The sequence below is a fragment of the Flavobacterium beibuense F44-8 genome (assembly GCF_000769915.1).
Classification (GTDB): Bacteria; Bacteroidota; Bacteroidia; order Flavobacteriales; family Flavobacteriaceae; genus Flavobacterium; species Flavobacterium beibuense.
The window spans coordinates 1-307 of record NZ_JRLV01000031.1 but is presented as its reverse complement, the minus strand read 5'-3'; the positions used below and the strand labels follow the sequence as shown (position 1 = coordinate 307).

The following is a 307-nucleotide window of genomic DNA, read 5'->3' as shown; positions in this document are numbered from 1 at the left end:
GACACAACAAAACCTCTTTGGATTACTCCGGATCAGGCACTGGATGTGACAATAGAATGTAATGATGCTGAAGGTCTTGCTGCCGCTCAGGCACTGGAGCCTCTGGCAAATGATAACTGTGATGGTGAACTGGTTATGACCAAAACCGAAGGTGAATTTGTATCAACCGGATGTGGTAATGCAGGAACGTATACCAATATGTGGACCGTTACTGATGTATGTGGAAACTTTTCAAAATTATTTACACAAATAATAGTAATTGAAGACACCAGTGCACCTGTATGGAGTACCCTTTCACAAGAACTCG

General features: G+C 42.3%; 1 protein-coding gene. It reads left to right on the top strand.

Translation table 11 applies throughout. The features are described from left to right. The coding region (locus Q763_RS17995) for an HYR-like domain-containing protein (RefSeq protein WP_035136175.1) at positions 1 to 307 on the top strand (307 nt) is incomplete at both ends.